The 21,203-nt window shown below is 68.6% G+C and carries 18 protein-coding genes; 5 read left to right on the top strand and 13 right to left on the bottom strand.

Annotation, left to right across the window (positions count from 1 at the left end; translation table 11 throughout):
* Positions 1 to 2: 2 nt before the first annotated feature.
* The 3 genes from BLU38_RS01065 to BLU38_RS01055 all read right to left on the bottom strand — a co-directional run bounded on the left by BLU38_RS01065 (position 3) and on the right by BLU38_RS01055 (position 7,608).
* Entirely contained in the window at positions 3 to 3,458 is a 3,456-nt protein-coding gene (locus BLU38_RS01065; protein WP_091518497.1) for a UvrD-helicase domain-containing protein, read from the bottom strand.
* Positions 3,455 to 6,958 carry an exodeoxyribonuclease V subunit gamma gene (gene recC / locus BLU38_RS01060; protein ID WP_091518493.1) on the bottom strand — a complete coding sequence of 1,168 codons (3,504 nt, stop codon included), beginning with the start codon at positions 6,956 to 6,958 and terminating at the stop codon, positions 3,455 to 3,457. Before recC ends, BLU38_RS01065 begins: the two co-directional genes overlap by 4 nt.
* Before the next feature lie 227 nt (positions 6,959 to 7,185).
* A complete protein-coding gene (locus BLU38_RS01055) occupies positions 7,186 to 7,608 on the bottom strand; it encodes a winged helix-turn-helix transcriptional regulator (RefSeq protein WP_091518488.1) in 423 nt (140 codons plus the stop codon).
* A gap of 132 nt (positions 7,609 to 7,740) precedes the next feature.
* Between BLU38_RS01055 and BLU38_RS01050 the strand changes: the two genes are divergently transcribed.
* Complete coding sequence (locus BLU38_RS01050; protein WP_091518484.1) at positions 7,741 to 8,421, top strand: SDR family NAD(P)-dependent oxidoreductase; 681 nt, start codon at positions 7,741 to 7,743, stop codon at positions 8,419 to 8,421.
* Between the two features lie 24 nt (positions 8,422 to 8,445).
* Here the strand turns inward: BLU38_RS01050 and BLU38_RS01045 are convergent, their stop codons facing one another.
* Positions 8,446 to 9,120, bottom strand: a complete 675-nt coding sequence (locus BLU38_RS01045) for an HAD hydrolase-like protein (protein ID WP_157683126.1) — start codon at positions 9,118 to 9,120, stop codon at positions 8,446 to 8,448.
* Positions 9,121 to 9,161: 41 nt separating this feature from the next.
* Positions 9,162 to 9,404, bottom strand: a complete 243-nt coding sequence (locus tag BLU38_RS01040) for a mycoredoxin (RefSeq protein ID WP_091518475.1) — start codon at positions 9,402 to 9,404, stop codon at positions 9,162 to 9,164.
* Positions 9,405 to 9,553: 149 nt separating this feature from the next.
* Here BLU38_RS01040 and BLU38_RS01035 point away from each other — a divergent pair, with 149 nt between their 5' ends.
* Positions 9,554 to 11,695 carry an ATP-dependent DNA helicase UvrD2 gene (locus BLU38_RS01035; RefSeq protein WP_231920456.1) on the top strand — a complete coding sequence of 714 codons (2,142 nt, stop codon included), beginning with the start codon at positions 9,554 to 9,556 and terminating at the stop codon, positions 11,693 to 11,695.
* A gap of 150 nt (positions 11,696 to 11,845) precedes the next feature.
* Here the strand turns inward: BLU38_RS01035 and BLU38_RS01030 are convergent, their stop codons facing one another.
* Positions 11,846 to 12,091 (bottom strand): hypothetical protein, encoded by a 246-nt coding sequence (locus BLU38_RS01030; RefSeq protein WP_091518472.1) that lies wholly within the window; start codon positions 12,089 to 12,091, stop codon positions 11,846 to 11,848.
* A 352-nt stretch (positions 12,092 to 12,443) separates the two neighbouring features.
* On the opposite strand from BLU38_RS01030, the gene BLU38_RS01020 reads away from it, so the two are divergent.
* On the top strand, positions 12,444 to 12,809 hold the full coding sequence (locus BLU38_RS01020; protein WP_091531572.1) for a WhiB family transcriptional regulator: 366 nt from the start codon (positions 12,444 to 12,446) through the stop codon (positions 12,807 to 12,809).
* Positions 12,810 to 13,076: 267 nt separating this feature from the next.
* On the opposite strand, the gene BLU38_RS01015 is transcribed toward BLU38_RS01020, so the two are convergent.
* The 4 genes from BLU38_RS01015 to BLU38_RS31135 form a co-directional block, all read right to left on the bottom strand.
* A complete protein-coding gene (locus tag BLU38_RS01015; protein WP_091518466.1) occupies positions 13,077 to 13,454 on the bottom strand; it encodes a VOC family protein in 378 nt (125 codons plus the stop codon).
* Positions 13,455 to 13,482: 28 nt separating this feature from the next.
* Positions 13,483 to 14,805 (bottom strand): ABC1 kinase family protein, encoded by a 1,323-nt coding sequence (locus BLU38_RS01010; protein ID WP_091531568.1) that lies wholly within the window; start codon positions 14,803 to 14,805, stop codon positions 13,483 to 13,485.
* A gap of 27 nt (positions 14,806 to 14,832) precedes the next feature.
* A complete protein-coding gene (locus tag BLU38_RS01005) occupies positions 14,833 to 15,786 on the bottom strand; it encodes a ThiF family adenylyltransferase (protein ID WP_091518463.1) in 954 nt (317 codons plus the stop codon).
* Positions 15,787 to 15,928: 142 nt separating this feature from the next.
* Positions 15,929 to 16,087, bottom strand: a complete 159-nt coding sequence (locus BLU38_RS31135; protein ID WP_091531565.1) for a DUF5679 domain-containing protein — start codon at positions 16,085 to 16,087, stop codon at positions 15,929 to 15,931.
* A gap of 547 nt (positions 16,088 to 16,634) precedes the next feature.
* Between BLU38_RS31135 and BLU38_RS00995 the strand changes: the two genes are divergently transcribed.
* Together BLU38_RS00995 and BLU38_RS00990 are read left to right on the top strand one after the other, a co-directional pair.
* Positions 16,635 to 17,300, top strand: coding sequence for a M48 metallopeptidase family protein (locus BLU38_RS00995; protein WP_091518460.1), 666 nt, complete (start codon positions 16,635 to 16,637; stop codon positions 17,298 to 17,300).
* Positions 17,297 to 17,905: a hypothetical protein gene (locus BLU38_RS00990; protein ID WP_157683125.1), complete on the top strand. Its 609-nt coding sequence runs from the start codon at positions 17,297 to 17,299 to the stop codon at positions 17,903 to 17,905. The genes BLU38_RS00995 and BLU38_RS00990 overlap by 4 nt, the downstream gene beginning before the upstream one ends.
* A 45-nt stretch (positions 17,906 to 17,950) precedes the next feature.
* Here BLU38_RS00990 and BLU38_RS00985 read toward each other — a convergent pair whose 3' ends face one another.
* The 3 genes from BLU38_RS00985 to BLU38_RS00975 all read right to left on the bottom strand — a co-directional run bounded on the left by BLU38_RS00985 (position 17,951) and on the right by BLU38_RS00975 (position 21,114).
* A complete protein-coding gene (locus BLU38_RS00985; protein WP_091518454.1) occupies positions 17,951 to 18,490 on the bottom strand; it encodes an NUDIX hydrolase in 540 nt (179 codons plus the stop codon).
* Complete coding sequence (locus BLU38_RS00980; protein ID WP_091518451.1) at positions 18,487 to 19,356, bottom strand: oxidoreductase; 870 nt, start codon at positions 19,354 to 19,356, stop codon at positions 18,487 to 18,489. The genes BLU38_RS00985 and BLU38_RS00980 overlap by 4 nt, the downstream gene beginning before the upstream one ends.
* A gap of 144 nt (positions 19,357 to 19,500) precedes the next feature.
* Positions 19,501 to 21,114 carry a zinc-dependent metalloprotease gene (locus tag BLU38_RS00975; protein ID WP_091518448.1) on the bottom strand — a complete coding sequence of 538 codons (1,614 nt, stop codon included), beginning with the start codon at positions 21,112 to 21,114 and terminating at the stop codon, positions 19,501 to 19,503.
* Positions 21,115 to 21,203 lie beyond the last annotated feature (89 nt).

The following is a 21,203-nucleotide window of genomic DNA, read 5'->3' as shown; positions in this document are numbered from 1 at the left end:
CGTCACGGTCGCTCAACTCCGTCCAGCAGATCGGACAGTTCGGTGATCAACGCCGACGGCGGCCGCCAGGAGAAGACGCCGCACGGCACGCCGCCCTCGCGTGGTGTGTCCGGGCCGGCCATCCCGCGGACGAACAGATACAGCATCCCACCCAGATGCTGCTCCGGGTCGTAGCCGGGCTGCCGCCAGCGCAGATAGCGATGCAGGGCAACCGCATACAGCAGCGCCTGCAGCGGATAGTGCGCACGCATCATCGCCTCCGGCAGCCGGGACGGAGCGTAGGCCGACACCAGCAGCGGACGCCGATCGAATTCGCCGAGCCAGTTGGTCTTGTAGTCGACCACCAGATAGCGCGGTTGATCATCGCCGACCCGTAGTACGGCGTCGATGCTGCCCGTCAGGTAGCCACGCAGTGGTTGATCGGCCAGCATCGGATCGGCCAGCATCGCCGGATAGGGCGCGAGGTGGTCGGTGCTGTCCAGGTGTTTGTCCAGCAACGGTCCGACGTCGCCCAGCCGGACGTTGCCGCGTGGCTGGTCACCCCCGGCGAGGGGCAGCTCGAAGGTGAGCTCGGCAAGCCGGTCGGAGACCGGGATGTCGGCCAGCCTGCGGTCGTCGGCGAGCGGACCCAGCGGGGTCAGCAACGCCGGCTCGATGCCGTCGGCCAACGCCGGTGCCGTCATCGGTCCGGCCGGCAGTCGGGACAACTCCTCGCCGGCCAGGGTCCGCAGTTGGGTGCCGAGGTCATCGGCCTGCGGATCGACCTGCTCGAAGATCGCGTGCACCACGGTGCCGAACGCCGCGCCCATCGGCAACGCGTCCATCGGCGACACCAGCTCACCAGCGGCCGGGACGGGGGCTTCGACCGTCGAGGACGATTCGGCGATCGGGGTTGCCAGTTCGGACAGCGACTCGCTCACCGCCGTCTCGTCGTCCTCCTTGGTCGGTTCGGCCTCGCTGCTCACCCCGGCTCCGGCGCCTGCGGCCGCGGCCTCGCTTCCGTGGGCGGCCGCCGTCAACGCCGAGTAGGAGGTCCGCCGCCAGTCCTGGTCGAGCTCGCGATCGAATCGTCGGCTCTCCAGTCGCCGGGGGAGCTGCGGCCCGGCCTGCCACTCCGCGACCGGCCGCGGCATGATCTGCTCAATCGAGAACAGGGCGGCATCGTGCGGCAGCAGGCCGGGATCGCTGGTCACCTCGTAGCGGTCGGCCGGTTCGGCCGACTCCGCGGCACGGGACCGGAACAGGAAGCGTTGCAGGGCCGAGCCGGCGGTGTTCAGCGACGGCATCCACCACGTCACCACCTGGGTCTGCGCCCGGGTGAAGGCGACGTAGGCCAGCCGGAGGTCCTCGCCGCCGTCCTCGGCCCGGTAGCCGGCCAGTCGCTCCCGCCGACCGGCGCCGCCGAGTCCACCGACGTCGAGGACCAGTTCACCGGTTCGATCGTCGTGCAGCCGGAGCAGCCGACCGTCGTCCTCACGGCGGACGAAGCGATCCCAGGCTTCGGGGAGATAGACGATCGGAAACTGCAGCCCCTTGCTGCGGTGCACGGTGAGGATCTGGACCGCCTCGGCATCGGTCTCCAGTCGGCGGCTGCGGTCGTCCAGGCTGGTGTTCTGCGCTTCGTCGATCCGCTGCCGCAGCCAGTCGATCAGGGCACCGACCCCGAGCTGGCCCGAGGTCATGGTGGCGTGCAGGCTCTGACCGATGTGCCGGATGTCGGTCAGCCGCCGTTCGCCGCCGATCGACGCCAACATCCGCCGACCAAGATCGGTCTCGGTGGTGATGGCCTCGATCAACGCTGCCACGCCGCGGTGGGTGAGCAGCCGGCTCCAGCGCCGGATCCGCGCCGACAGCTCGATCACCGCGTCCTCGTCGGCGGTGGCCAGTTCGGGCATCGTCCAGCCGACGAACGCGGTCAGCGCGACCGCCCGCACCTGGGACTGGCGCGGTTGCTCCAGAGCGGTCAACAAGGTCAGCCATTCGGATGCGGTGTCGCTGGCATAGACACTGCTGACGCCCAGCACGACCGCCGGGATGCCGGCGCCGGTCAACGCCGTCCGGATCTCCTCGGCCCGGTCATTGCGGCGGACCAGCACCGCGATGTCACCCGGCCGGACCGGTCGCCGTTCGCCGATGGTGAGCAGCGGGCGAGCCGCCAGCAGTTCGGCGATGTCGGCAACCAGATCGGCGGTGATGGTGCGCCGCAGATTGCCGACCCGGGGGAGCTGCTCGGACTCCGGCTCGTGCGGCTGGAACCGGATGCGGACCGGCGCCAGCCGACCGGGCCCGCCGTCGGAGGTGGCCGGGCAGTCGTCGAGTTGATCTTGGGACGGCAACAACCGGCGCTGCTGATGGTGCGCGGTGACCCCGCCGACGGTGATGCGTTGATCACCGAGCGCAACGCCGCCCATCAGCTGGTCCAGCGCTGCGACGAGCACGGAATCGCTTCGCCAGTTGACATTCAGGGTGCCGAGCTGGCCGGCCTCGGTGACGGCATCCAGGTAGGAATACACGTCCGCACCGCGGAAGGCATAGATCGCCTGCTTGGGATCGCCGATCAGGATCAGCGTGGCATGCCCGGCGAACGCGGTCCGCAGGATCTCCCACTGGACCGGGTCGGTGTCCTGGAACTCGTCGACCAGAACCACCGCGTAGCGTTCCCGCAGCCGGTCCGCTGCCGGTCCGCCGCGGACCGGGTCGACCAGCGTGTCCCGCAGCCGGGTCAGCATGTCGGAGTAGCTGTACAGCCGACGACGCGCCTTGCGGACACGCAACTGCTCACGGACGTCGGTGGCGAAGGCGTACCGCTGATCGGCGTCGGTCCGGCCCACTTCACCGACCGGTCGAGGAACCAGCGGGACCGTCTCGTCGCCGATCACGTCGGTGGCGATCCGGATCGCTTCGGCGAAGTCGAACGGAGGAGGCGTGCTGTCCCCGGCGAAGCGTTGCAGATAGCAGTCGGTCGCGACCTCGGCGGTCAGATCGGTCAACGAATCGGTGAAGGTCGCGTCCGGTTCATGATCACCGAGTACGCCGAGCTCGTCCAGCATGGTTTGACAGAACTCATGCGTGGTGGCGATCGTGGCCGCGTCGAACTCGGCCAGCGCTGCCCGGACCCGACGATGCCGAGCCGCCAGCACCGACGGCGTCCCGGTGATCAGCAGTCTCGTGACATCGTCATGATCACGATCCGGGGCGCGTTGTTGATCATCGCCCTCGGCCAGGCACTCGGTGAGCGCGCGTTCGACGGCGACCAGGCGCTCGCGGACCCGCATCCGCAGCTCGTTGGTCGCCATCCGCCCGAAGGTGATCACCATCAGCTCCGGCAGCTCGACGATGCCGTCGGCGATGTAGCGAGCGGCCAGGGCTGCGATCGTGTAGGTCTTTCCGGTGCCGGCGCTCGCCTCCAGCACCGTGGTCCCGGTCGGCAGCTCGCCGCAGACGTCGAAGGCGGTCACGCCAGCTCCTCCGCATTCAACAGGGGATGCCAGACCCGACGGGCCAGGGCCCCGAACCGGCTGGGTGCACTCAGTCCCTCCCGGGCGTCACCGGGCCGGGCGGGGATCTTGATCAACTTCTCGAAGCTGAAGTCGGTACCGAAGACCGCACGGTAGGTGTCGTCAAGATCGAATTGGACCTGCTGGGCAACCCGGCCGCGGAGCAGCTCGGGTGACCGTTTGCCGGAGCCGATCAGGGTCGCGTACTCCGCTGCGGCCAGCGGCAGCAGCGGGAGTGGCGAGGTCATCCCGGCCCGATAGATGTCGACCAGATCGGCCAACGCCTCGCGGGCGAAGTCGGCTGGAACCGGGCCGAGCCGGGAGGTGCCCGGGGACCACCGGTTGCCGCGTCCGATGGTGATCGCCTGCCACGGTCCGGGCTCGGTGGCGGTCATCGCCAGCAGCTGGATCCAGGACTGCAGCCGCTGCTTGGGTCCGAGCCGGGAATAGTGCACCGTGACCAGCCGATCCCCGTACACCCCGGCCACGGTGCCGACCACCGAGACGGTCCGGTCCGCCGTTTCGTCCGCGTCGGTGGAACCGGGCGGTGGCAGCGTCAGCTCGGCGTTGATGTCGACGTTGTGCCGGGCGCCTGACAACTCGGGACGGGCCCGGTCGGCGATCTCGGCGACGTTGTCGGTGATCGGTCGCAGGAATCGTCCACCGAACTCCTTCGGCGGCACCTCACCGCGCAGTCGTTCGGCCGTCGCCAGATGAGAGATCGAAACACCTGCCAGATGGGCTCGCAGCATCCGGTCGCCGATCGCCCAGCCCTGCAGACCGTCCGGTTGCACCGGCATCTCGTCGGTGGTCGGGTCCTCCTCGGTGTAGAGACCGATCCCGGCTCGGGTCCGCAGGAAGCGTTGCACGGGGTGCCGGAAGAAGCGGACCAGTTCCTCCACCGGCAACAGGGCCGGCAGTTGGTAGGCCGGCAGCGGCTCGGGGGAGTAGACCGGAGTCGGCTCCGTACGAGGTTGCAGCGTCGCCCGTGCCGCAGCCAGCCCGGCGGTGTCGAAGCTACCCGGCGGTCGGCCGTCGGCGGTCACGAAGTTGGCGACATCGAACGGCTGCAACGGATGCCGGTGCAGGATCTGGCTCCGCACCGGCCCGCCGTCGGCAGCGGTCGCGGTCTGATCCAACACGTCGAGCAACTCTCCGAGGGGCACCGATGGCGGCCGATCGGCATTGGTCCGCGGATCGGCGCCGGAGTAGATGATCATCAGATGCTCGGTCGCCGACATGATCGCGTCCAGCAGCAGCTGCCGGTCCTCGCTGCGCCGGTCCCGGTCACCGATCCACGGGTCGACCGCGAGCAGATCGTCACCGTCCAACCGGCCGGCCCGCGGGAACACGCCGTCGTCCAGACCGAGCAGACACACCACCCGATGCGGCACTGAACGCATCGGCATCAGCGTCGCGACGGTCAACGTACCGGTCCGGAAGTTGGCCCGGCTGGGCCGGCCCGCGAAGAGGTCGGAGAGCACCGCACGCGCCTCCCGACGGGTCAGCAGCAGATCATCCCGGCGGTGTCCTGAGCCTGTCGAATCGCCGGCCGCCGACTCGCCGATCCGAGTCAGCTCGCCGTAGGCCTGGGCGAGCTGCCAGTTGTCGTTGGACGGGACCGCGGTGAGTAGATCGAGGGCCGTCCGGCAGGCGTCGATCCAGGACCGCAGCGACTGTCGGCGGTCGAACGAGGCGATCACGGTGTTCAACCGGTCGACCACCTCGGCGAGCCGACCGACGAGCTCGACGTCGCCGGCGTCGATATCGTCCATCGGCAGCGTGGTGCCGATGAAGTGTTCGCCGTCCTCGTCCATCGCCACCCCGAGCAGCATCCGGTCCAGACCGGCAGCCCAGGTGTTCTGCGCGAAGTCACCCATCGCGAACCGCTGCCGGTCCCGCGGGTCCAATCCCCACCGGACACCGGACCGGGCGACCAGCTCACGCAGCCGGAGCAGATCCTCGGCTCGCAGATCGAACTGCGTCGCCACCGGATCGGTGCCGCACAGGTCGACGATCGCCGACGCCTCGATCCGCGACTCGGCCAGGTCGAACAGCCGGGACAGCACCTGCAACAACGGATTGAGCTGACGCAGCGACCGGTCGGCGAGCCGGACCCGGAGCTGATGGCCGGGATGACCGTCGGGTTCGGTATCGGCATCGACGGCCTGGGCGCCGAACGCGGCCGAGACCAGCGGGGCGAAGGTCTCGATGTCGGGGCACATCACCATGATGTCGCGTGGCTCCAGGGTCGGGTCGTCGGCCAACAGCCCGAGCACCAACTCCCGCAACACCTCCACCTGCCGATCCGGCCCGTGCGCGGCGTGCACGCCGATGCTGTGGTCGTCGGCGGCGATCGGTGCCGACGTGTCGGCGGTCCGCAACGGGCGGTCGGCAGCCAGATCGTCCTGCAGGCGCCGCAACAGGGGACCGCCCGCCGGAGCCGTCGCCGGATCGTCCACCCGTTCGTCGGTCTCGTCCAGGAGTTGATCATGGATCTCGGTGTCCAACCGGGACAGGCCGACCTGGAACTCGCGGGCGTCGCGGCCCAGGTAGCCGAGCAGCCGATGCCGCGGCAGGTCAGCGGTCGGATCGTCGGAGCGAGACTGAATCGCGGGACGATCGGCGATGGCGGCCGACACCTGTTGCCACAGCGCAGGGGAGGCGTGCGGCAGCCACAGATGTACCTCGCGATGGTGGGCCAGCGCAGCCAGCACCGTCAGCGTCGCATGCGACAGCCGGGTCGGTCCGAACACCGAGAGCCGTCCCGGCAGTGTCGACGCGGACGGGTCGGCGGCCAACTGGGCGGCGGCCTCCGGCAACCGTTCGGCAGGTCCCGGCACCCCGATCTCGACCCGCAGTCTGCGCAGCAGTTCGGCCTGCCAGGCCATCGTCGCCGGCAGCGGTCGGCCGCCGCCGTCGGTGTCCCGGCCGGCCAGCCAATGCATGATCATCTGTGGCCGATCGCCGGCATACCCGGCGAGCAACTCGGCCAGATGGAACGCCGTCGCGTACCGTCTGCCGGCGCCCTCCACCTCCCCGATCTCGTCCTCGGCCCCGGCTCGGGAGAGGTCATGATCGGGCTCGCGATCGGCGAGATAGCGCCACAGCGGCTCGGCCCACTCCTGATGCCGGCCGGCGTCGATCACCGACAGCAGCGCCCAGACGGCGCGTCGTGGATGCCAGGGATCTGATCGGGGCTCGATGCCGGTGATCGGTGACACCGCATCGCCGACCAGCCGCTCCGGGGAGGGGAAGTCGATTCCGGCGCAGACCCCGTCGGTGGCTGCCCCGGTCCCGAGCAGATGGGACAGCGACTGGGCGAGCCAGCGTTCGACACCGCGAGTGGGCACCGCGACGATCTCGGTCGCGAACGTGTCCGCGGGCGGCGTGGCCAGCACCGCGCCGAGTCCGGCGACCAACCGATCGGCGCGGCTGGCCCGATGAAGGAGAAGTCCCATGGCGTCGGTCACTCTAGAGGTCGTCGCCGACAATCCGGTGGGCGCGTACACAGCCGATCAGCCGTGGCGGGCCCGGCAGCCGGCCTACTGTGGCGTTCAGGCACTTCGAAGTGCCTTTTGTAGCGCCCCTTTTACCGACTCATGATGGTGTTACGCACTACTCGTGAGGTAAGGGGCAGGAGATGAGCAGGCAACGCGGACCGGGAGGGACGGGGCCGGGCGACGGCTCAGTCGGTCGGCGTACTGACCGGGACCCGAGCCCGGCCGATCCCGGTCAGCTCACTGGCAGCCCGGTTGCTGGCGACCTCGGCGTGGTGTGCGGCAGCCCAGCCCGCCATCGCCATCACCGCGTCCAGCAGCGACCGACCCAGATCGGTCAGCTCGTACTCCACCCGCGGAGGGACCTCGGCGTAGGCGGTGCGGGTGAGCAGTCCGTCGCGCTCGAGGTGTTTGAGCGTCTGGGTCAGCATCCGTTGCGAGATCCCGGGGATGCTTGCCTGCAGGTCGGAGTAGCGCACTGCTTCTGCACCGAGCGTACTGATGATCAACATGGTCCATTTGTCGCCGATCCGGTCGAGCACCTCGCGGATGAAGGCACTGTCCTCGGGCCATGCCTGGCACGGACCACCGACCGTCCTCGCTGCCGCCATCTCCTCGCCTCCGGGTTCGACTTCCCAACGTCATAACGAATCTCGTCCTCTACCGCACCAACAGTAACCACGCCTCACCCGAGCTCGCGGGGACCACCCCGCGACGGGCGAACCACCGAAAGGAACCCAACCATGCCCACCATTGCCATCGTCGGCGCCGGATCCGGCCTCGGCCGATCGATCGCCAAGGCCTTCGGATCGAACGGATACTCCGTGGCGCTGCTGTCCCGCACCGAGACCAAGCTCGCCGCCCTCGCCGCTGAGCTGAACGAGGCAGGGATCGAAGCTGCCGGCTTCGCCGCCGATGTCTTGGAGCCGGCCTCGATCGCCGCCGCCTTCGGCCGGATCACGAAGCGTTTCGGAGCCGTCGACGTCCTGGAGTATTCACCCGCTCCGCACGCGCCCGTTCCGGGGTTGGACAATCCGTCGCCGTTGGAGGCGACCAGAGCCAACATCCAGCCGCAGATCGACTACTACCTCTACGGCGGGATCGCGGCTACCGAGCAGGTGTTGCCGGCGATGATCGAGCGTGGCAGCGGAACGATTCTCTACAGCACCGGCGGTACGTCGAAGGATCCGCTCGCCGGGCCCGCCGAATTCGCCACCACCAGCATCGGCAGCGGCGCGCTGCGCAGCTACGCGCTCAAGCTGCACCAGGCAACCGCGGACACCGGGGTGTACGTGGCCCACGTCCCGATCTTCGCCTGGATCGGCTCCGGCGGGCCCGAAACCCAGCCCGAGACGATCGCTCGGCATTACTGGGCCGCGCACACCGCACGCGAAGGAGCCGAACTGCCGTACGTCGCGCTGTGACCCACGGCCGTCCGATGCCGAGGTTCAGTGCGGCTCGGCGTCGGCCAACAGTCGATCGATCGCGGGCTCGAGCTGATCGGGGGAGTCGATGATCAGATCCGGTCCGGATGCCACGAGCTCGTCGCGGCTGCCGTAACCCCAGGTGACGGCGATCGTCGCCATCTCATGATCACGACCGCCGCTGATGTCGGAGTGGCGATCACCGACCATGATCATCTTGTGCCGTTCGGGATCACCGAGCGCGGTGCAGGTGGCGTCGATGATCACCGACTTGTCACCGGCGCCACCCTCGGCGGCACCGCCGACCACCTCGAAGTACTCGGTCAGTCGGTGATGATCAAGGAACGGCGTTGCGGTACTGATCAATTTCATCGTCGCGGTCGCCAGCCGGAAGCGTTGCTGCAAGCTGGCCAGCACCTCGCGGACCCCGGGGAAGACGGTGGCGTTCTGGATCCCCTCGGACAGGTAGTGCCGGCGGTAGGCGGCACCGGCCTCGTCGATCCGCTCGGCCGGCACACCGACCCTGGCGAACAGGACCGCCGGCGGCGGGCCGAGGTCGCTGCGCAACACCTCTTCGCTCGGAGGTTCGATGCCGACGTCGCGCAACGCCGCCTGCTGGGCGGCGACGATGCCGGGCGCCGAATCCAGCACCGTCCCGTCCAGATCGAACAGGATGACCGGGCGGTCGTCGGTGCTCACCCGAGGCGACGGTTCTGTCGAGGTCACAGGTTCCGCCGAGCTCACAGGGTTGCGAGCTTGGCGGTGACCTCGCGCACCGACGGGTTGGTCATCGAGGAGCCGTCGCTGAAGACCAGAGTGGGCACCGTCTGGTTGCCGTTGTTGATCTTGGCGACCAACTCGGCCGCATCCGGCTGGGCCTCGATGTTGACCTCGTCGAAGTCGATCTTCTCCCGCTTCAGCTGACCCTTGAGGCGGAAGCAGAAACCACACCAGGGTGTGGTGTACATGGTGAACGCGCTCATGTCACCAGCTAACCGCATCGCGGTCGCGACTATTCCACCGCCTCACGTCCGGCCGGGTGGCACGGCAGGCTGTGGGTGGCCGGCGCAAACTGTCGGCCCGGCGGTCTAGGGTCTGTGCTGTGACGTCATCAGCAGCTCCCGGCACGCTTCTGAGTGTGGATGCACTGCTCGAGCGGCTGGATCCCGAGCAGCGGGAGGTGGCCACCACCTTCGGCGGCCCGGTGGCGGTGATCGCCGGTGCCGGGACCGGCAAGACCCGGGCAATCACGCACCGGATCGCGTACGCCGTCGCTGCGGGTGTCTACAACCCCACGTCGGTGCTGGCCGTCACCTTCACCACCCGGGCCGCCGGTGAGATGCGGGGTCGGCTGCAGCAGCTCGGGGTCCGTGGCGTGCAGGCCCGGACCTTCCACTCCGCCGCCTTGCGGCAGGCGCAGTATTTCTGGCCGAAGGCGTACGGGTCGGATCTGCCGCCGGTGGTCGACAACCGGTGGGGAATGGTCGCCGAGGCCGCGTCCCGGCTCCGGGTCTCCACCGAGACCGCTGCGCTGCGCGACCTGTCCGGTGAGATCGGCTGGGCCAAGGTCAGCAATGTGACTCCGGACAGTTATGTCGGAGTCGCCGGCCGACAGGACCGTCAGCTGGCCTCGTTCGACGCCGAGACCGTGGCCCGCGTGTTCGCGGCCTATGAGGAGGTCAAACGGGACCGGCAACGGATCGATTTCGAGGACATCCTGCTCTGCACCGCGGCGATGATCTCCGACCACGACCGGGTGGCCGCCGAGATCCGGCGCACCTACCGGCATCTGGTGGTCGACGAATACCAGGACGTCAGTCCGCTGCAGCAGACCCTGCTGGATCTGTGGCGGGGTGAGTCACAGGACATCTGTGTGGTCGGTGACCCGGCGCAGACCATCCACACCTTCGCCGGTGCGCAGGCGTCCTTCCTGACCGGATTCGCCAAGCGGCACCCCGGCAGCACGGTGGTCCGGTTGGTTCGGGACTACCGGTCCACACCACAGGTGGTGAAAGTCGCCAATCGGATCGCCGGGAGCGGCAAGATCTCCGAGCTCGGAGCAGTCCGGTTGGAGGCGCAGCGGGAGCCGGGCCCGGAAGCTCGGTTCGCCGAGGCTGCCGACGAGGCGTCCGAGGCCGCCGACGTCGCGGACTGGCTGGCATCGTTGCACCAGGCGGGCGTGGAGTATCGCGAGCTGGCGGTGTTGTTCCGGATCAACGCCCAGTCGCCGGCCTTCGAGCAGGCGTTGACCGAGCGGGGCATTCCCTACCTGGTCCGTGGCGGCGAGCGGTTCTACGAGCGGCCCGAGGTGCGGCAGGCGCTGGTCGCCCTGCGCAGCCAGGTCCGCAACGCGCCGGAGGACGCCGACGACTCGGCGATGACGGCCGCCGGTCAGGTGAAGATGCTGCTCGGCAGTCTGGGCTGGACCGAACAGCCGCCGACCGGCACCGGCGCTGTCCGGGAGCGATGGGAGTCGCTGGCGGCCCTGGTGGCGGTGGCGGAGGATCTCACCCGGACCCGACCCGGCTGCACGCTGACCGATGTGGTGGCGGAGTTGCAGCGCCGCGCCGAGACCCAGCACGTGCCGTCGGCCAACGGCGTCACCGTGTCCACGCTGCACTCGGCCAAGGGGCTGGAGTGGGACGGTGTGGCGGTGGTCGGAGTCTGTGAGGGGTCGTTGCCGTTCGTGCTGGCGACCACCGAGGAACAGATCACCGAAGAACGCCGGCTGTTCTACGTCGGCGTCACCCGGGCTCGCAAACACCTGCGGGTGTCCTGGGCCCGGACCCGCAACGGCTCCGGTCAGCGCAGTCCTTCCCGGTTCCTGTCCGGTCTACGCGGCGACAGTGCCGGAGCGGGCACCTCCCGGCCCGGCCCCGTACGGCGGAATCGGTCCAGTGTGTTGGCGGCGACCTGCCGTTCCTGTGGTCGGCATCTGGTCGACGCCGCCGAACGGAAGCTCGGCCGCCATACCGATTGCCCGGCCAGCTACGACGAACCGACGCTGGACCGGCTGCGGACCTGGCGCAAATCCCGGTCGGAGGCCGAGCGGCTGCCTGCCTATGTCGTCTTCACCGACGCCACCTTGATCGCGATCGCCGAGGCCAGACCGCGGACCGCGCGGGAGTTGATCAAGGTCCCCGGGATCGGTGCGACCAAGATCAGCAAGTACGGAGCCGACGTCCTCGAGGTCGTCAACGACGACACCGCCGGGACCGATCACGACGACAGCCGGCACACCGGCCGTTCCGGCCGTCAGGGTCGGCATCGATAGGTCCGGATACAGGTCCTGAGAAAATAACTCACACAATCGGGATAATTCGGTTGCTCTGGCGCCCCAGACACCATAGTGTTTCGGATGCACCTCATTCGGAGTGCAGAAAATCATCACTCGGACACCGAGTCAGGAGACTGACGATGCTGATCAATCGAGAGGAGGCAGTGACATGGCGACGTTGACCAGCAGCTCGTTCACGCGGTCCACCACGATCGCAATCGCATCGCGCCCACGGCTGACGATGTCACTGCCGCGTGCTCTCGAATCGATCGTGGCTTCTGGTGTTCGCACCGCTGCGCCGACCGGCATCGCACTGTCGGAGCAGACCGTCATGGTGGGCACGTCCGCCCAGTCGAGCCAGCCGAGCCGGACCATCGGGTCGGGCTCGGTCATGTCGGATCCGTCGAAGGCCGTCCAGGTGGCCGCTACGGGTGCCGTCAAGGGGCACAACCACAACTCCATCACCTCCTATGACGCTGTCGCGCTGCTCGACTCGCGCAAGCCGTGCGGCGTCGTCGATGGCCAGGGTGCCGGTATCAGCCGCAAGGGCGCCTTTGTCATCAGTCTGGGTTCCAGACCTCCGAGTCCACCGGTGTAGAGACACTCTCACCAAGGCAACTCAAGGCCGTGAACCCCAGGCAATCCGGGATTCACGGCCTTCGTGTTTCCCGGCCGAACGAGAGCGGTGCTGCTCGGCGTAATCCAACGCCGAACCGGGCCGTTCAAAGAAGAGAAGTTGGCCGAAATGTTTGACGCAGGAAGAAACAAGGGGTCTGTCCGCGAGTTGCCATGCCATCTCGTGGACCCGGAGGTGTTCTTCGCCGAGCAACCTGCTGATGTGGAGTACGCCAAGTCGCTGTGCATGAGCTGCCCGATCCAGGAAGCATGCCTCGCCAGCGCCCAGGACCGGCGCGAGCCGTGGGGCGTGTGGGGCGGACAGCTGATCGTCCAGGGTGAGATCGTCGCGCGGAAGCGTCCGCGTGGCCGGCCTCGGAAGCACCCGCTTCCGGAGCCGGAGATCGCCCCAGCGGTGGCACGGCGATGGGAACTGCCGCGAGAGCGGCGGGGCCACGGCCGTCAGGTTCGCTCCGGGGGTGAGCGCGCAGCATGACCGGATCGGACGGTAGGACATCCGGCGGTCTGGCAAGTCGGATGTACCACGCCGTCCGACTCTGGTTGGGTCGCGCCCTCTCCTGACAGTGGGCCTGTCCAGGGGACGGTTGGACAGTGCCGGACAGCATGCCCGGCGCGCCCCGGCAGCGCAGAGAACCAATGAGGTAGCGCAGAGAACCGATGAGAACGCCCGCCTGTTCGGCAGCTACGGCTGCCGGTCAGGCGGGCTTCTCCGTCCGGGCCTACGGTGCGCGGGCTGGGTGGTTCAGTCGCCCTCGTCGGCCGTTTGACAGACGGCTTCCACGTTGTTTCCTTCGGTGTCGCGGACGAAGACGGCGTAGTAGTGCTCGTGATACTCCGGCCACAGCCGGGGTGCGTGCAGGATCTCCGCTCCCAGCGATTCGGCGGCTTCACCGAAGGCCCGTACGGTCGCGGCGTCGGGTGCGGTGAAGGCGACATGCATCTCGCGGTTGGCTCCGACTCCGTCGAAGGTGGAGATCCAGAAGTCCGGCTCGGTGGTGCCGTAGCCGATGGCGACGTCGAAGTCCATGATCCGGCGGTGACCGAGCACGCCGAGCACCTTGTCGTAGAAGGCGCTGGCGGTCGCCATGTCAGCAACGTTGATTCCGAAGTGATCGAGCATGACGCCGATCCTTGCAGGTCGGTGCGGGTCAGGCAGGCTCGGCGGCAAATCCGGGCAGGAACTCGTCCAGCACCGCCCGGAACCCGGCGGTGATCCGCAGCTGGGACAGTACGGCGATGCCACCCATCCAGACCCGGTGGATGAGCAGGTAGTCGGTCGGCAGATTGAAGGCCCGGCCGAATTCGGCGGCGGCCGCGGTGTCACCGTTGGCCTGCCGGTAGACCCCTTGCATCCAGGCCCGGTCGAAGGCGAACTCCGGTTCTGCCGCCGGTTCCACGAACGGAGCGAGGTAGTCCATCACCAGTTCGGCGTCGACGTCATGGGTGAGGAAGCCTTCCTGCCGCAGCCCGGCGACCGCGGACTCGGCGTCGCCGGTCATCGCGATCCGTAGGGTCTCGCCGATCTCGTCGGGCAGCCCGGCCGGCATCCGCGCGACCAGGCCGAAATCGACCACGCCGAGTCGTCCGTCGGGCAGCATCTTGAAGTTTCCCGGATGTGGGTCGGCGTGCAGCATCCCCGCCCTGCTCGGGCCGGCGAACAGGAAACGTACGTATTTCAGCCCGGCCTCGTTGCGGTCGTCATCGGGCCAATCGGCGATCGTGGTCAACGGAACACCGTCGATCCACTCGCTGATCAGCACCTTGCCGGTGCCATCCAGCACCCGCGGTACGACGAATTCCGGGTCGTCGGCGAAGGCCTCGGCGAAGCCGGACTGTGCCTGGGCCTCCAGCCGATAGTCCAGCTCCTCGTCGATCCGGGCGGTCAGCTCGTCGGCAACGGCACGGACGTCCATCCCACCGGCCAGTGGTCCGGCGATCGACGCCATCCTGGACAGCTGCTTGAGGTCGGAGCGGAGCGCTTCATCGGCACCCGGATACTGCACCTTGACCGCAACCGTCCGGCCGTCGTGCCAGACCGCGCGATGGACCTGGCCGATCGAGGCGGCCGCGGCCGGCCGTGGCTCGAAACTGATGAATCGGTCGCGCCAATCGGCCCCGAGTTCGCGAGCCAGCACGGTGTGCACCCGCGAGGTCGGCATCGGCGGCGCGGAGTCGCGCAGCATCGACAGCTTCTCCCGATACGGCCCGGCCACCTCATCGGGCAGAAAGCCCTCGAACAGACTCATCGCCTGGCCGACCTTCATCGCGCCGCCCTTGAGCTCGCCGAGCACCCGGAACAGCTGCTCGGCGGTCCGCTCCCGGAGTTGCTCGTTCACCGTGTCGGCGGATTGCCCGCCCAGCCGGCGCCCGAAACCGAGCGTCTTGCGACCCGCGACTCCCAACGGCAGTGAGGCCAACTTGGCACCTCGCCGAAGGGCCGACCGGGCCAGCGACTTGTCGTCCGAACTCATACCGCCATTGTTGCTCACCGTCATCTCTCATCCGGCGCACCCACAGGTCGGGTGCATCGGCCACCGTCGAAACTTCGCCTCGCACTCGTCGGCGGTCATCTCCAGCGTGCCGAACAGCGTGCTCGGCAGCCTGCCGGCGTGGTCGGAGACGACCTGGGTGATGGCCGTCGAGGCCGCCCAGTCGGCCAGCACCCGGTCGATCGGCAGCCTGGTCCGGCAGAGCTGGGGGAGCAGGGTCGGCCACCGCGGGTCGGCGTCGCGGCGGGTCAGGTCGAGACAGCGCAGGCACGGCGTCCGACCGGGATGGACGAACGGGCCGACCACGGCGCCGCCGCGGGTCGGCCGAAGATAGAGATGGCGATGGCCGGTGCTGACGAAATCGTCCCCGATCGCCGGGTCCGGTTCGGCCAGATCGGTGGCGATCAGGGTCAGATCCGGTGCGGAATGTTCGGGCTTGCTCCAATGGTCGACGACCTCGACCCGGTCGTCCAGTCCGACGGCGAGCGCCTCGGCCTGGGTGGTGGCCAGGCCGGCGCGCGGATGGGTCGTCGGATCCACCGGATCATTGTCGACCAGGTAGAGCCGGGCAGCGCCGGCTCGCAGCACCGTCCTGGCCACCGCGCTGCCGAGGACACCCGCTCCCAGCAGACGGACCCGTAGACCGTCGAGATCGATCAGCCGGCTGCTGCCGGCGTCGGACTCGATCAGCAGGCCCGCGGTCTGCAGCAGCCGCAGGATCCGGTCGATCAGCGCCGGTTCGATCTCCCGACGGATGGCCTGCAAGTGCAGTTCGGTCGTGGTGTGTCGCCCGTCAGCCAGCTGGAGGACCTGCTCGACCCCGTCAGGGACGCCGGACAGCACCAGCCCTGCTTCGGCGCCGATCCCGACCTGCAGTTCTCCGGGGCCACGCTGCAACAGGGGCAGCCAGGGCGCGAGCCGGGGGACCGATCGAGTCGCCATGTCAGGGCCGATGTCCAGCATCCGATGATTGTGCGGCCGATCGAGCCGACCGACGGGCCGTCATCCACAGGGAGGCTGGCCGGGCCGGTTCTGACATGACGACGGGGACGGCACCGTGGTGGTGTCGTCCCCGTGGGAAGTCGTCGCAGGTTGAACCTGTCGGTCAGGCCTTTCCGAGAATGCGGTTCAGGTTGGTCCCGCACTCGGGGCACTTCGCCTTGGCCATCCGGGTGCCCTTGTCGTTCACCTGGACCTCGCCGGTGGCCTCGCGCTTCGCCTTGCACTTCACACAGTAAAACTCGCCACTGTAGGTCTCTGCCACGTTGTCTCCTCGCTCGTACGTGCGCAAAAGGTCTCTTCGCGCCGTTAACTGTACGTGAGTATGCCTCAAACGGAGGGTCGACACCGGTCCGCGCCTCGGTGTGTCGGGCCCGACCCCGTCTCCTGCCCTGGGAGTGGGCCGAAAAAGACGAAACCTCCAGGAACATCGGATCGCTTGCCTTCCCCTGCGAGCGTGCCGACCATCCGGAGGTTTCGTGATCTGCACGTTATTGGGTAAATCGTCCACACGTCAAACCTCGACGGGATCCACCGCGGTGGATAACCCTGTGGACGGACTGTGTACCGTCCGCCTCGCGGTGTGGACGCCGCAGGGTGGTTGCCCGGTCGTACGCGTGTCGGCTTGTGGACACCTGTCGTTCACCCGGGTCTCGGAATTTATTCCCGCGTGGTCAGTCCGTGAGATGTCGGCGTCCACGGCTACCGTTGGAAGAGTCAGGTCGGGTCTGGGGTTGCCCAACCGGACCCGAGAGCGGGCAGCACCCGGGTAGGCAGATCCAACGCAGGCGGATCCGAGGTAGGGAGGGGCGATGGCGCGACGAAGCGGGCGGCGGGACCCGGCGCAGCCGTCACTGCTGGATCCGACCGCGGAGACCGAGGCGCCGTCTCCACTGGTGTCCAGTGGCGCCGGTGCCGCGCCCGACGGTGCCGGCCCGGCGCCGACCGTCGTCGTCCGGCGCAGTGCCCGCCGCAAGCGCACCGTGACCGCCTACCGGGAGGCCGACAGCATCGTGGTGCTGATCCCGCAGCGGATGACCAAGGCCGACGAGCGGGTCTACGTCGAGGACATGGTGGCCAAGGTGCTGGCCCGGGAGTCCCGGACGGCCGCTCCGCGCGGTGACGTCGCCCTGGCCGAGCGGGCCCGGGAGCTGTCCGAGCGCTACCTGGCACCCCAACTGGGCCATGCCCCCGAGCCGTCCTCGGTGACCTGGGTGACCAATCAGAATCACCGCTGGGGTTCGTGTACGCCCAGTTCCGGAGCGATCCGGTTGTCCCACCGGATGCAGCCGATGCCGTCCTGGGTGGTGGACTACGTGTTGCTGCACGAGTTGGCGCACCTGGTCGAGGCCTCCCATTCCCGGCGCTTCTGGCGGCTGGTCAACGTCTATCCCGAGGCGGACAAGGCGCAGGGATATCTGGAGGGTTTCCAGGCGGCGTCGGGGACCACCGGCGCAGGCCGCGGGGACGTCGGATGACGGGCGGGCCTGCAACCGGGCGCTGGGCGGTGGTGCTGGCGGGCTATCGAGCCGTGCCGCCACCGGGCATCGCGGCCGACTCCTACGCCGAGGCGTGTCTGGCCGACAGCTACGAGGTGATCGCCGGACTGTCGGAGATCCGGGCCGGGCTGGCCGGCGATGCCGAGTCGCTGGAGGAGATCCGCTGGCCCAGCGATCGGGTGTTCGCCGGCGACGGACGATCCGTCCGCGCGATCGCCGATCAGCTCGACGACGCGACCGAGCTGATCGTCGTTGCCGCCGACGTCCCGGACCTACCGGAGCTGATCATCGCCAAGATCGCCAAGGCGCTGGCCCGGGCAGATGTCGCCCTGGCGCCCGAGATCGGCGGTGCCGGGCTGGCCGCTGCCGGTGTCCGGTTGCCCTGGCCGGCGTGGCTCGATCGCGACCTCGATCTTGACCTCGATCCGTACCAGGACCTCGGCGAGGCCGCACCGCGCCGCAATCTGGTGGTGCACACCCCGGGCTGGCACCGGCTCCGGACGCCCGAAGCGGTTCACCGGCTCGATCCGCGGCTGGAGGGCTGGGACAACGTCCGGCTGTTGATCACCGCGCCGCTCGGCTGATCGCGCGAAGGGGATTGCGGCCCGGGGCGGTGACGAGGTGACTGCCTACCCCGCTGGAGCAGCAGTCGCTGCGCTGATCAGATCGCGGACGGACTGATCGAGCTCGGGCAACTCGTCCAGACCGAACCAGCGGACGTCGGCGGACTCGTCGCTGATCACCGGCGGCTGGTCCGGGTCGCCGGTGACCAGATATTGCACGTCCAGATGGAAACAGGGCCGGACCGGGCCGCAGGGCACCTCGTGCCGAGACAACAGCAGCAGGTCACCGAGCACCAGATCAGCGAGCCCGGACTCCTCCCGTGCCTCCCGGAGTGCGGCGGCGCCGAGGTCGGGATCGGCGGCCTCGATGTGGCCGCCGGTCTGCAGCCAGCGTTTGATCCGGGCATGCAGGGTGAGCAGCACCCGGTCACGATCGGGCGAGATGATCAGGCTGCTCGCGGTCAGATGTTGTCCGGCGCAACTCCGGGACCAGCCGTCGGAGGTACTCCGCAGATGATCAAGGTACCGATCGCGCAATGCCGACTGCTGCTGGTCCGGCGGTGACCACCGGACCAGCACCTCCTGGCAGGTTCGAGAAAGACTCACCCGGCGATGGCGTTCAGCTCGGTGAGCGTGTCGTCGGAGAGTTCCAGGCCGGCGCCGGCGACGTTATCGCGCAGATGGTCGACCGATGACGTCCCCGGGATCAGCAGGATGTTCGGCGAGCGATGCAGCAACCAGGACAGTGCGACGGCCAGCGGGGTGCTGCCGGCGCCGGCGGCGATCTTGTCCAGCGCCTCGGACTGCAACGGGGAGAAGCCGCCGAGTGGGAAGTACGGGACGTATGCGATTCCCTGCTGGGCAAGGGAATCCACCAGTTCGTCGTCCTCGCGGTGGGCGATGTTGTACATGTTCTGCACACAGACGATCGGCACGATCGACTGCGCCTCGGCGAGCTGATCGGCGTTCACCGTGCTGATCCCGATGTGCTTGATCAGGCCGTCTGCCTGCAAGGCTGCCATCGTCTCGACCTTGTCGGCGATCGAGCCCGGTTCGGGACCGGCGAAGCCGCCGACCCGGAGGTTGACGACGTCGAGCACGTCCAGTCCGAGCCGGTCCAGGTTGTCGTGTACCTGCTGCCGCAGTGATTCCGAGGTCAGATGCGGGATCCAGTTGCCCTCGTCGTCCCGTTGGGATCCGATCTTGGTGACCAGATGGAGATCATCGGGGTAGGGGTGCAGCGCCTCCTTGATGATCTCGTTGGTCACATACGGTCCGTAGTAGTCGGAGGTGTCGATGTGGTTGATCCCGAGTTCGATCACCTCACGCAGGACCGCGATCGCGGCGTCGCGGTCCCTCGGCGGTCCGAAGACGCCGGGACCGGCCAACTGCATCGCGCCGTAGCCGAACCGGGTGAGTGTGATGTCCTCGGCAAGGGTGAACGTGCCGCCAGGGAGGGCGGTGCGGGTCATAGCCGTTCCTTTCGAAGATCAACTTCCGGAGGGGAAGTTCCGACAGCAACTCTGCACCCGAATCTGCCGATCGTGAAGGGCACCGGCGATCCTGGGATCGACAGAGCCTGGCACACCACCGGTGCGCCAGGCTCTGATCGCAGGTCAGGAATTCTTGGTGTCGTCCCCGCCCTGGCCGTCATTCCCTTCGTCCCCGTCCTGCTTGTCGCTGCTCCGGCCGGCATCACCCTTGGCGGAGTTGCCGGGATCGTTCAGCAGTTCCTGCAGGGCCGCGTCGAAGGCGTCGTCCTCGCCGGACTTGTGCTCGCCCTTGGCATAACCGATCGGATCGTCCAGGTCCGACGAGCCCGGCAGCAGGTCCGGGTGGGCCCAGATCGCGTCCCGCCCGGCCGCACCGCGTTCGGCGCGGACCGCTGCCCACAGGTTGGCCGCATCACGCAGCCGCCGTGGCCGCAACTCGAGTCCGACCAGGGTCGCGAACGTCGCCTCCGCCGGGCCACCGGTCGCGCGTTGCCGGCGCACCATCTCCGCGATCGCCTCCGCCGACGGCATCCAGCGGGCGGCCGCCTGGCTGACCACGTCATCGGTCCAACCCTCGACGAGCGCCAGCATCGTTTCCAGCCGCTCCAGGGTCGCCTTCTGGGCCGGCGTCTTCTGCGGTTCGAACAGGCCACCTTCCAGTGCCGAGGAGAGCTCCTCCATGTTGCCGCCCTCGATCTCGCCGACGGCCTGTTCCAGCGCGGAGGTGTCGATGGTGATCCCCCGGGCGTACTCCGCGACCAGCGCCAGCATCTGCTCCCGCAGCCAGCCCGCGGAGGCGAACAACCGCTGCCGGGCGGCCTCCCGCAGCGCCAGGTAGATGCGGACGTCGTCGGCGGACTGCTGCAGGCCCTCGGCGAACGCCGCGACGTTGGTCGGCAGCAGCGCCAGTTGCCCCTCCGGTGCCAGCGGCAGGCCGATGTCGGTGGTGCCGTTGACCTCCGTGGCCAGGGTGCCGAGGGCCTGGCCCACCTGCAGCCCGAACATGCTCGCGCCGGAGCTGCGCAGCATCGGCCGCAACATCTGTTCCATGCCCTGCATCTGTGGCGGCAGGCCCGGCTGGTCCTCGCCACCGAGGCTCAGGGCACCCTCCATCGCATCGGCGATGTGGGTGGCGACCGGCTCGATCAGCCGTTGCCAGACCGGCATCGTCCGCTCCACCCAGTCGGCCCGGCTCCAGGCCGCGACCGTACGGGCTCCGCGAGGCAGTTCGGTGGCCTGATCCAGCCAGGTCTCGGCCAACGACACCGCGTCGACGATCGCCCGGCGCTGGCCGTCGTCCGGCGTCGGATCGGAGCCCTTGGCCGCAACGGTCTTGCGGGCGGTGTCCTTGGTGACGTCCCAGTTCACGCCGCCGTCCGGCGCCGCACCGGGGAACATCGAGCCACCGCCGCCGAACATCTGGAACGCACCCTGCAGCTGCTGCATCAGGGCATTCATGTCCGGCATCTCGCCACCTGGCCCAGCCATCCCGCCGAACAACGCCTCGAACGGGTTCTGATTGCCGCTGGCTCCGGCCTGATTGCCGCCGGCACCGGTGCTGCCGAAGCCGATCGGGCCGTTTCCGGGCGAGGAAGGGGAGTGGTCGCCGGGCGTCGGGCCGAGTGGCCGCTGCGGCTCGCTGCCACCGGTGCTGCCACTGCCGGCCTCGCTACCGTTCCCCTCGCCGAACGGGTCCTCGGGCAGGTCTTCGTCGCGAGGTCGCGAATCGTCGGCCATATCACTGCTCCTGTTGGAGTCGTCGGTTGATCACGTCAGTACCTGAGCCGACCTCGCTCAAGTCCAGACAGTCCATTGAAGCGCACCGG

This window comes from Microlunatus soli (assembly GCF_900105385.1).
GTDB lineage: Bacteria > Actinomycetota > Actinomycetes > Propionibacteriales > Propionibacteriaceae > Microlunatus > Microlunatus soli.
This window is presented reverse-complemented; position numbering and strand designations above follow the sequence as displayed.